General features: G+C 66.4%; 10 protein-coding genes. 1 reads left to right on the plus strand and 9 read right to left on the minus strand.

Translation table 11 applies throughout. The annotated features are described in order from the left end of the window. The 7 genes from EGJ34_RS18330 to EGJ34_RS18360 form a co-directional block, all read right to left on the minus strand. On the minus strand, positions 1–119 hold a 119-nt coding region (locus tag EGJ34_RS18330), incomplete at its 3' end, for an NAD(P)-binding domain-containing protein (RefSeq protein WP_185750238.1). Next, entirely contained in the window at positions 119–1,327 is a 1,209-nt protein-coding gene (locus EGJ34_RS18335; protein WP_125361901.1) for a hypothetical protein, read from the minus strand. The genes EGJ34_RS18330 and EGJ34_RS18335, both read right to left, overlap by 1 nt. A 60-nt stretch (positions 1,328–1,387) precedes the next feature. Continuing rightward, a complete protein-coding gene (locus EGJ34_RS18340; protein WP_125361902.1) occupies positions 1,388–2,047 on the minus strand; it encodes a DUF2242 domain-containing protein in 660 nt (219 codons plus the stop codon). A 267-nt stretch (positions 2,048–2,314) separates the two neighbouring features. After that, positions 2,315–4,492, minus strand: a complete 2,178-nt coding sequence (locus EGJ34_RS18345) for a carboxy terminal-processing peptidase (protein WP_125361903.1) — start codon at positions 4,490–4,492, stop codon at positions 2,315–2,317. A gap of 187 nt (positions 4,493–4,679) precedes the next feature. Further along, the gene (gene lipA / locus EGJ34_RS18350; protein ID WP_125361904.1) at positions 4,680–5,690 is read right to left on the minus strand and encodes a lipoyl synthase; all 1,011 of its coding nucleotides are present in this window, start codon (positions 5,688–5,690) and stop codon (positions 4,680–4,682) included. Between the two features lie 18 nt (positions 5,691–5,708). Beyond that, positions 5,709–6,419 carry a lipoyl(octanoyl) transferase LipB gene (gene lipB, locus EGJ34_RS18355; RefSeq protein ID WP_125361905.1) on the minus strand — a complete coding sequence of 237 codons (711 nt, stop codon included), beginning with the start codon at positions 6,417–6,419 and terminating at the stop codon, positions 5,709–5,711. After that, complete coding sequence (locus EGJ34_RS18360) at positions 6,407–6,685, minus strand: DUF493 family protein (RefSeq protein ID WP_125361906.1); 279 nt, start codon at positions 6,683–6,685, stop codon at positions 6,407–6,409. Before EGJ34_RS18360 ends, lipB begins: the two co-directional genes overlap by 13 nt. A 192-nt stretch (positions 6,686–6,877) precedes the next feature. Between EGJ34_RS18360 and EGJ34_RS18365 the strand changes: the two genes are divergently transcribed. Then, entirely contained in the window at positions 6,878–7,942 is a 1,065-nt protein-coding gene (locus tag EGJ34_RS18365; RefSeq protein ID WP_125361907.1) for a lipid A deacylase LpxR family protein, read from the plus strand. A gap of 110 nt (positions 7,943–8,052) precedes the next feature. Here the strand turns inward: EGJ34_RS18365 and EGJ34_RS18370 are convergent, their stop codons facing one another. Beyond that, positions 8,053–9,264, minus strand: a complete 1,212-nt coding sequence (locus tag EGJ34_RS18370; RefSeq protein ID WP_125361908.1) for a D-alanyl-D-alanine carboxypeptidase family protein — start codon at positions 9,262–9,264, stop codon at positions 8,053–8,055. A gap of 112 nt (positions 9,265–9,376) precedes the next feature. Then, positions 9,377–9,670 (minus strand): SPOR domain-containing protein (locus EGJ34_RS18375; RefSeq protein ID WP_148100519.1); only part of this gene is annotated, 294 nt, incomplete at its 5' end.

Raw genomic sequence — 9,670 nt, forward strand, 5'->3', positions numbered from 1 at the left:
GCGGCAGCCGCGCGCGCCGCCTCGCCTGGATCCACGCCGATCACGCGGTGGCCACCGCGATGCAGGCGCTCGGCCATGTTGGCGCCCATGCGCCCCAGTCCAATCATTGCAATGTCCATCAATCACCTTTGCTCAGGTTGTAATGCGATGCCGACCCCGTCGCGCACTGGCGCAGGCGGGCGTCGATCCAACGGCGATACAGCGTGGTATGCAGGTTGTGCAGCCCCAGCTCGAAGGCGAATGGCGTCCGCGGATTGCGGTCGAGCAGGCGCACCACGTGGTAGCCCACAGGACGTATACCGCGTGGGTGCACATAAATCAGGAAGCCCTGATAGAACGGATCGTCCAGCAAGGCGTCCAGTTCAGCAAGCACCGGGCGCTGGGCGGCGGGCAGCGCCCGGCGCAGGTCGGGATCGCGCTCGAACAGCAGGCGCTCGAAGCGGCGGGCGCTGTTGCCCGGCAGCTGCCCGGCCAGTTCCCAGATGCGCCGGTTGACGCGGTCGTAGTGGGCAAAGCCGCCGTGTTCGCGCAGCGCCTGCGCGGCGGCGGCGCTGACCTCGACGATCACGAAGTTCTCGGCCTGGTTGTTGATGTCGTCCAGGTGGGTCTTGTCGAACACGTGCTCGATGAAGCCGGGCGCGCCCATGAAGGCCTGGCGTCCGCGCTGCGCGGTGCGCACGGCCTTGCCGTCGGCCAGGAACGCGCCGGCATGCGCGCCGAGCAGAATGCTGTCGGTGTCGTGCAGGGTGAGAAAGGTGCCGATGGACAGCTCGCCCGGACTGAACTCCGCATCGAAGGCATCGTCGCCGTACAGCTCGCGCTGGGTGGCCAGCTGCGCCACCTGCCGCCCTACCCCGCATTCGCTGCGCACGCGGCCGCTGTAGAACGCCTCCAGCGCGGTGCTGTTGCGGCCGGCGGGCTGATAGCCGCGACCGAAGCTGCGGAATCCCTGCCAGCCCTGAGATTGACTCCCGCCGATGCCAAACCCGATCCAGCCCAGCTGCAGCGCTGAAAAGCGATAGCCCGCGTTGTCCTGCAGCCGGGTGGTGGCACGCGCGGTGGCCTGCCCGAGTACGAAGGCATAAGCGCAGACGGTGGCGGGGTCTTCGATGAGCGTCTGCAGAAACGCCTGCCGCTGCGAGACACTCCATTGCCGCGGCAACTGCGCACGCAGGTCGCCGGCGGCGTGCGCCCCGGCCAGATCGGCGCGCTCACAGACCGCACCTCCGTGCACCTGCGGCAGCGTTGCCGAGGTGGTGTCGATCCGCCAGCCCAGTTCACGCAGCAACGTTTCGGTGCAGTCTGCCGCCTGTGCGGACGTCGCCATCGCGGCGACCGCAAGGTGATGGCCGGCAGCCACGTGCGATGCACGACAGCGCGCGCCTGCTCAGGCCTGCGGCGCGGGGATGTCGGTTGAAGGGGTGGCCTCGGGTACCGGTTCCGGCGGTGTCGGCGCAGCAGCAGGTGCCGGGGGTGCGGGCGGCGTGGCCGGAATGGGGTCGGCCGGTGCCGGCGGTGGCGGTGTACTGGCCGCAGCGGCGGGCAGGTACTGCTGCAGGCGTGCGAAGAAGCGACGGTAGAAGTCGGCGTCCTGCACGGTGCTGCTGGCCACCTTCACCAGTGAATCGTCATTGCTGCCGAACGGCAGCGACACCGACCCCAGCGCACCGACGCCGACGCTGGCAGACGTGGGACTTTTCTTCAGGGCATAGCGGTCCTGCACAGCGCTGATGAACACCAGCGCCTCGTCGCCACGCGGCGCGCAGGAGATGCGCAATACCAGCTGCTCGTGCTCATCCTCGCCTGGCTGGAAATTCTTGTTGGCTTCCACCGCGTCCGCGCCGTAGCGGGCAATCGCATAGCCCTGGCTGAGCAGCGTACGACGTGCCGCCTCGCAGGCGGTGGCGGGCGAGCCGGGCACGGTACGCGAGTATGTGTCACCGGAATCGAACGACTCGCGCAGCAGGGTGCTGTCGGCGGCGCGGCCGCCGCAGGCGCTGAGGGAAACGGCCAGCAGACCGGCGGGAAGTGCGTGGGAAAGCCGCATGGGCGCTCCTGCAGGAACGGATTCGGCCCAGCTTAGACCCGCTTCCGTATGCGCGGGGTCTAGAAAGCGAAGGGCCGGCACATCGGCCCGCCCTTCGTTATCGGTTGGTTCACGCCGGTCACGACCAACGGTCGTGACCTACCGGTATTCATCCGCACCGATTGATCGTTCGCCCTGCTGACCCGCATCGATTGATCGTGCGCCCTGCTGACCCGCATCGATTGATCGCACGGTAGCGCACGACCGTTGGTCGTGCGCCCTGCCCGATCAATCTGCCCAGCGACCGACGGCGGTCGACTGCGGCAGCACCTGTGCGGACAGCGGGCGGTCTTCGGCCAGCAGGTTGACCGCATCGGCCAGGATCGAGGCCGATTCACGCAGCAGCGGATCCGGACGCTTCTCAGCGGCCTTCTCGCGGGCTGCGTCCTTGACGATGTCGCGCTCATTGCCGGTCAGGCCGTCGTCATTGCTGTCGTCGGCCAGCGGGTCCAGGTCCAAGCCCAGTTCCTTGCGGATGGCCTGGCGGTCCTTGCGCTGCTTTTCCTGGCGCTCGCGTTCGGCACGGCGCTCGCCTTCATTGAGCGAAATGTACTTCTTGGCGGCTTCGGTGCGGAACTGCTCCACGTCCTCGTTCCACCACTGGAATTCCTTGTCGGCGGCAATACGCGCGGCATGGCGGGTTTCCAGCTTGGGCAGCAGCGGGCCGAAGTTGCCGTACTGGGTGTGCGGCACGGCGGCGATACGGGTCCACGGCAGCGCATTGTCGTAAGTGCTTTCGCCGTACTCGGTGGCGTCCACGCTGGCCGGGAACGCCAGGTCGGGCACCACGCCCTTGTGCTGGGTGCTGCTGCCGCTGACACGGAAGAACTGGGCAATGGTCAGCTTGACCTGGCCGAAGCGCTGGGTCTCGCCGCTGGGCCAACGGTCGAGGTCGACGATGTTCTGCACGGTGCCCTTGCCGAAGGTGGTTTCACCGATGACCAGACCGCGGCCGTAGTCCTGGATGGCACCGGCGAAGATTTCCGACGCCGACGCCGAACCACGGTTGATCAGCACGGCCAGCGGGCCGTCCCAGGCGACCGCTTCGCTGCGGTCGTTGTTGACGGTCACCCGACCGCCCGATTCGCGCACCTGCACCACCGGCCCCTGCTCGATGAACAGACCGGTCAGCTCAATGGCTTCGTCGAGCGAACCACCGCCATTGTTGCGCAGGTCCAGCACCACGCCGTCGAGCTTGTCGTTCTTGAAACCGGCCAGCAGTTTGGCGACGTCGCGGGTGGCCGAAGCGTAGTCGGTCGCGTTGCGGCGGCGGCCTTCGAAGTCCTGGTAGAACGTCGGCAGCTTGATCACGCCGACCTTGCGCTGCGGTTCGCCGTCCTTGCCCGGAATGGTGAGGGTTTCGCCCTTGGCGGCCTGCTCGGCCAGTCGCACCTTCTGGCGGGTCAGCACCAGCATGTGGTGCTTGCCGTCGACACCTTCTTCGGCCGGAATGAACTCCAGGCGCACCTGGGTATCCTTCTTGCCGCGGATCTTGGCGACCACGTCGTCAATCCGCCAGCCGATCACGTCTTCGACCGGGCCGGACTTGCCCTGCCCGACGCCGACGATGCGGTCACCGGGCTTGAGCGTGCCGTTCACGGCAGCCGGACCGCCGGCGATGATCTCGCGGATCACCACCATGTCGTCCTGGCGCTGCAGCTGCGCGCCGATGCCTTCCAGCGACAGCGACATGGCCTGGTTGAAGTTCTCGGCCGTGCGCGGCGTGAAGTAGTCGGTGTGCGGGTCAACCGCGCTGGTGTACGCATTGAGGAAGAACTGGAAGACGTCCTCGCCCTTCAGCTCGTTGACCGATTTTTCCAGGGTCGCGTAACGCTTGTCGAGGGTCTTGCGGATATCGGCCGGCTGCTTGCCGGCCAGCTTCAGACGCAGCCAGTCGTTCTTCACCGACTTGCGCCACAGGTCGTCCAGTTCAGCGGTGCTAGCCGCCCACGGCACGTCCTTGCGGTCGTAGTCGAAGCGCTCGTCGCTGCTGAAGTCGAAGTCCTGCTTGAGCAGCTTGCGCGCATAGCCGACGCGCTCACCCACCCGCTGCTTGTACACCGCGAAGACCTGGAAAGCCGGTTCCAGCTCGCCGCCACGGATGGCGTTGCTGATGTTGGCTTCGAACGGAGCAAAGCGGGTGATGTCGGCCTGGGTGAAGAACTGCTTGCTACCGTCCAGCGTTTCCAGATAACGCTTGAACACGTCCTTGGAGGTGGCCGCATCCAGCGCGCGCGGCCGGTAAGCGTAGCGGCTGTCGGAAAGCAGTCCGTAAACCAGCTTGGAGGTGGTCGCCTGGTCGGCAGTCGCGGCGGACGGCAAGGCCGGGGAATCGGCGTAGGCCGACCACGCCAGCGGCACGGTCAGCGCCAAGGCCATCAGGAATGCGGGGGCTTTGAATTTCATCAACTTGCTCATGGCACCTTGCCAAGGGGGAGACTGCGTGCGGATCAGACCACACGACAGTGCCGAAAGTTGCGGCGGATTTCCAGCCTAAACCGACGTCCGTATCGATTTGTGAACGGCGATGCCCCGCATCGACCAACGGTCGATACCTGCCGGGTAGCCGCCGACCGTGGGTCGGCGGTCAGGTTCAGGCGACGCCCGCGCCTTTTGCCTGGACGTCGGCGTGGTACGACGAACGCACCATCGGGCCGGAGGCCACGTGGCTGAAGCCCAGCTCGTAGCCATAGTCCTCCAGCGCCTTGTACTCCTCCGGAGTCCAGTAACGCAGGACCGGGTGGTGGTGGGCGGTGGGCTGCAGGTACTGGCCGATGGTGATCATGTCCACGTCGTGGGCACGCAGGTCGCGCATCGTGGCACGCACCTGGTCCATGTCCTCGCCCAGGCCGAGCATGATCCCGGACTTGGTGGCGATGGAAGGATGCTGGGCCTTGAAGTTCTTCAACAGGGTCAGCGACCACTGGTAATCGGCACCCGGGCGGACGTTGCGGTACAGGTCCGGGACGGTTTCGATGTTGTGATTGAACACGTCCGGCGGATTGGTGGCCAGGATGTCCAGCGCGCGCTCCATGCGGCCCTTGCCGCGGAAGTCCGGCGTCAACACCTCGATGCGGGTATTGGGCGAGCTGGCGCGGATCGCGCCGATGCAGTCGGCGAAGTGCTGGGCACCGCCGTCGCGCAGATCGTCGCGGTCGACACTGGTGACCACCACGTACTTCAGGCCCATGTCGGCCACGGTCTGGGCCAGGCTGGCCGGCTCGTTGGCATCCGGCGGCTTGGGCCGGCCATGAGCGACGTCGCAGAACGAGCAGCGGCGGGTGCAGACCTCGCCCAGAATCATGAAGGTCGCGGTGCCGTGGCTGAAGCACTCGTGGATGTTCGGGCAGCTGGCCTCTTCGCAGACCGTGACCAGCCGGTTTTCACGCAGCTTGGCCTTGAGGGTCTGCACGGCATTGCCGGACGGGATGCGCACGCGGATCCAGGAGGGCTTGCGCAGCACCGGGGCGTCGGCGAACTGCACCGGCGAACGGCCGATCTTGTCACCGCCCAGCTGTTTGACGCCGGCCTGCAACGGGGCGGCGGACGGCGTGTCGCCCTGCACGACCTGCAGGGGAATGATGCGAGCGGTGGTTTCAGTCATGGCCTTGGTCGGCGGCGGTCAGGCCGCGTCAGTCAGATCGGGCAGTTCAGAGGTGGGCTGGAGGTCCAGGCCGAACTGACGGGCCAGGTGGCCCAGCAGTACCGGCGTCACGGCCGCCATGCCGGACGGTCCCCCCAAGTCTACCATCGAGGTTACCTGCAGCCCTTGGTAGCCACAGGGGTTGATGCGGCGGAACGGCTCCAGGTCCATGGCCACGTTGAAGGCCAGGCCGTGGAACGTGCAGCCCCGGCGGACACGGATGCCCAATGCGGCGACCTTGGCCCCGGCGACATACACGCCGGGCGCACCGTCCTGTCGTTCAGCGCCGATATTCCATTCGTCCAGGGTGTCGATGATGGCCTGCTCGATCCGGCAGACGTAGTCGCGCACGCCGATTCCCAGCCGGCGCAGCTGCAGCAGCGGATAGATCACGATCTGGCCGGGGCCGTGGTAGGTCACCTGGCCGCCGCGATCCACGTGCAGCACCGGAATGTCGCCCGGAGCCAGGACGTGTTCGTCCTTGCCGGCCTGGCCAAGGGTGAACACCGGGTCATGCTCGACCACCCACAGCTCGTCGGGGGTCTCGTCGGTGCGCGCATCGGTGAAACGCTGCATTGCATGCCAGACGGGGGTGTAGGGCTGGCGACCGAGGTCACGCACGACCGCCGGACGTGCGGCGCGCTGCCCGGGGGCAGCGGCCTCAAGGATGCACTCGCCTACAGCGTCCACTTCACTTCCGGATGCTCACGCAGGGCTTCGTGCGCGGTGTCGTACTGCTCACGGCTCTCGGCCTTGAACACCAGCCTTACCGACACATACTTGCCGTTGGACGAGGTCTTCCAGCTGATGCGCTCTTTCAGCACATCGATGCCGGCGGCCTGGAGCAGACGGGGAAGTTCATGCTCCAACCCGATGTTGGCCGCGCCCATGGCGCTGAGCTCAAACTGGCCGGGGAACTGGAAGCCGTGTTCAGGGTTGTCAGACTTGATTTCCATGGCGCGATTATGGGGACGAAAACGACGAAACCCAAGCCCAGCGGGATCGTGCGCACAGCGTCGCCCAACGATCCGTGAAAATCCGCCTTCACCGACGGCACAGTCCAGTGCATGCGCGGCGTTGAGGCAGCCTCACGTCTTCACTACGCTGTCTGCGCATAAAAATAAGCCAATTCAGACAGCGGAAGAATCATGCATTTGAAGCCCTTTGCGTTGCCGGCCGCGCTTGCCGGTGTGCTTGCGGTGGCCGCGCCTGTCGCGCAGGCGGCCGAACAATGCGGACCGGATGCGATGCGGGACCACCCGCCCCAGGTCAATTTCCGCGTCGACAACGATCTGTTCGGGGGGGCCGACCAGGACCAGGGCTATACCAACGGGGCGCAGATCACCCTGGTGTCCCCCAACCTGGTGGACTACACCGACGATCCGTGCCTGCCGCGCCTGGCACGCTGGGTGAATCGCCATCTGGAGCGGCTGGCCCCGGGCGAGTTCGAGCAGCAGAACATGATCTTCAGCTTCGGCCAGGGCATCTACACGCCGAAGGACTTCACCCGCAGGGACGTAATCGAGGATGACCGTCCCTATGCCGGCGTGCTGGTCGGCAGTTTCGGCTACAACGCGCGACGCGGCGACCGCCTGCAGACCACCCAGCTGACCTTGGGCGTGGTCGGACCGTGGGCGCTGGGCGAGGAGGTCCAGGACGCCGTGCACGATGCGCTCGGCGACGAGAAATTCCAGGGCTGGGACAACCAGCTGCACAACGAGCCGGTGATCATGCTCACCCATGAGCGCATGCGTCGCTGGCCGGCTGACGCCTCGGAGAACCTGGGCGGCTGGGGTTGGGATGCGATCAGCCACTACGGCGGGGCGGTGGGCAACCTGGCCACCCACCTCAACGGCGGTGGCGAAGTGCGCTTCGGCTGGAAGCTGCCCGACGACTTCGGCAGCACGCCGCTGCGCCCGGCCGGCGAGAACACCGCGCCGACCCGCGGCGGAAAGCCCAGTGGCTGGTCGTTCCACCTGTTTGCGACCACCGACGCCGCCTGGGTGATCCGTGACATCACGCTGGACGGCAACACCTTCCGCAACAGCCACAGCGTGGACAAGCGCCCGTTCGTGGCCCAGGCCGGTTACGGCCTGGCGATCATGTACAACCGCTGGAAGTTCGCCCTCGCCCGCTACCACAGCACCCGCGAGTTTGATGGGCAGGAGCAGTCGCCGATCTATGGCAGCTTCACGATTTCGAGGTCGCTGTAAACGACCGGCATCGTAGGGACACGCCATGCGTGTCCTCGCGGTCTACGGGCGGTTCGCGGACACGCATGGCGTGTCCCTACAAAAAAGGCCCGCAATGCGGGCCTTTTTTCTTATTCCGATTCCCACCACATCAGGAAGCTGTGCCACAGGCGCTTGAAGAAGCCTGCTTCTTCCACCGCGGCCACGGCGACCAGCGGGGCCTGGGCCACTACTTTGCCGTCGAGGGTGACCTTCAGCGTGCCGATCGGCTGGCCCGCGGTGAACGGCGCTTCCAGGGTCTTGGGCACATCGATGCTCGGCTTGAGATCGTTGTAGCGGCCGCGCGGCACGCTCACCAGCAGCGGCTGGGCCACGCCCAGCTGCACGGTGTCAGCCTGGCCCTTCCATACCTTGTGGTCGGTGACTGCCTTGCCCGGTTCGTACATGCGGTGGGTTTCGAAGAAGCGGAAGCCCCAGTTGAGCAGCGCCAGGCTGTCGTCGGCACGCTGCTTTTCCGAAGCGCCACCCAGCACCACGGCGATCAGACGCTGGTCGCCGCGCTGTGCCGAGCTCATCAGGCAGTAGCCCGCTTCGGAGGTGTGACCGGTCTTGATGCCGTCAACGCTGGCATCGCGCCACAGCAGCAGGTTGCGGTTGGGCTGGGTGATGCTGCCCACGGTGAATTCCTTCACCTTGTTGTAGGCGTAGGTTTCCGGGTAGTCACGCACCATCGCGCGGCCCAGCAGGGCCAGATCGAAGGCGGTGGTCTGGTGGCCCGGCGCGCTCAGACCATGCGCGTTGACGAAGTGCGAATTCTTCATGCCGATCTTGGCGGCATAGCTGTTCATCAGCGAAGCAAAGGCTTCCTCGCTGCCGGCCACGTGTTCGGCCAGCGCGATGGCCGCGTCGTTGCCGGACTGGATGGCCATGCCCTTTTCCATGTCTTCCAGGCGTGCGGTCTGGTTGACCGGGAAGCCACTGTAGCTGCCGTCGGTGCCGGCACCACCTTCGCGCCAGGCGCGTTCACTCATCATGACCTGGTCGTCCGGACGCACCTTGCCGTTCTTCACTTCGGCGGCGATCACGTACGAGGTCATCACCTTGGTGATGCTGGCCGGGGCCAGCTGTGCGTGGATGTTCTCACCGGCCAGCACCTGGCCGGTGGCGTAGTCCATCAGAATCCAGGCTTTGGAGACGCTGGGCACCGGTGCCGGCGGCGTCGCCACGACGGCCGGCGCGGCAGCAGCGGGAGCGGGAGCCGGAACCGGCTGCGGGGTCTGGGCGGAAACCATGCCCACGAACAGCGTCGTGGCCATGGCGGCAGCGGCAAAGCGGAATTTCATCGGACAACAAGCTCCAGGGGCGCCAAGGGGGAAGTTCGAAGGGTATTGCGGGGTGGGCCATTGTAGGCCCATGCACTGGCGGCACGGGGTCAGGCGTGCCGCGGCCGGCCATTCATTCTTTTACGATCTGCGGCGAGCCAAAGCCCAGACCTGCGATGCGCCCGGCAAGTTCCGTCGCGCTGGCATGGTCGGCGGCAGGCACCCGCACGCGCCACAGGGTGCGGCCACCACTGACGATGTCACTGAGGCTGGCACCGACGATGCCGGCCGTGGAGAGCTGGCCCAGTGCACGGGTCGCGTTGTCGCGGCTGGCGAAGCTGGCCACCTGCAGCAGCACGCTGCCGACCTGCTGGGTCAGGGTCGGGGCCGGCGGAGCGACCGAAGGGGTAGCGGCGGCCACCGGGGC

It is taken from the genome of Stenotrophomonas sp. 278 (genome assembly GCF_003935715.1).
In the GTDB taxonomy this organism is placed as follows: Bacteria; Pseudomonadota; Gammaproteobacteria; order Xanthomonadales; family Xanthomonadaceae; genus Stenotrophomonas; species Stenotrophomonas maltophilia_AH.

Bases quoted from the DNA above. Each gene is read 5' to 3' on its own strand.
- EGJ34_RS18360 (WP_125361906.1), bottom strand. From the start codon at position 6,685: ATGGAAATCAAGTCTGACAACCCTGAACACGGCTTCCAGTTCCCCGGC.
- EGJ34_RS18365 (WP_125361907.1), top strand. From the start codon at position 6,878: ATGCATTTGAAGCCCTTTGCGTTGCCGGCCGCGCTTGCCGGTGTGCTT.
- EGJ34_RS18345 (WP_125361903.1), bottom strand. From the start codon at position 4,492: ATGAAATTCAAAGCCCCCGCATTCCTGATGGCCTTGGCGCTGACCGTG.
- EGJ34_RS18335 (WP_125361901.1), bottom strand. From the start codon at position 1,327: ATGGCGACGTCCGCACAGGCGGCAGACTGCACCGAAACGTTGCTGCGT.
- EGJ34_RS18370 (WP_125361908.1), bottom strand. From the start codon at position 9,264: ATGAAATTCCGCTTTGCCGCTGCCGCCATGGCCACGACGCTGTTCGTG.
- EGJ34_RS18340 (WP_125361902.1), bottom strand. From the start codon at position 2,047: ATGCGGCTTTCCCACGCACTTCCCGCCGGTCTGCTGGCCGTTTCCCTC.
- lipA (WP_125361904.1), bottom strand. From the start codon at position 5,690: ATGACTGAAACCACCGCTCGCATCATTCCCCTGCAGGTCGTGCAGGGC.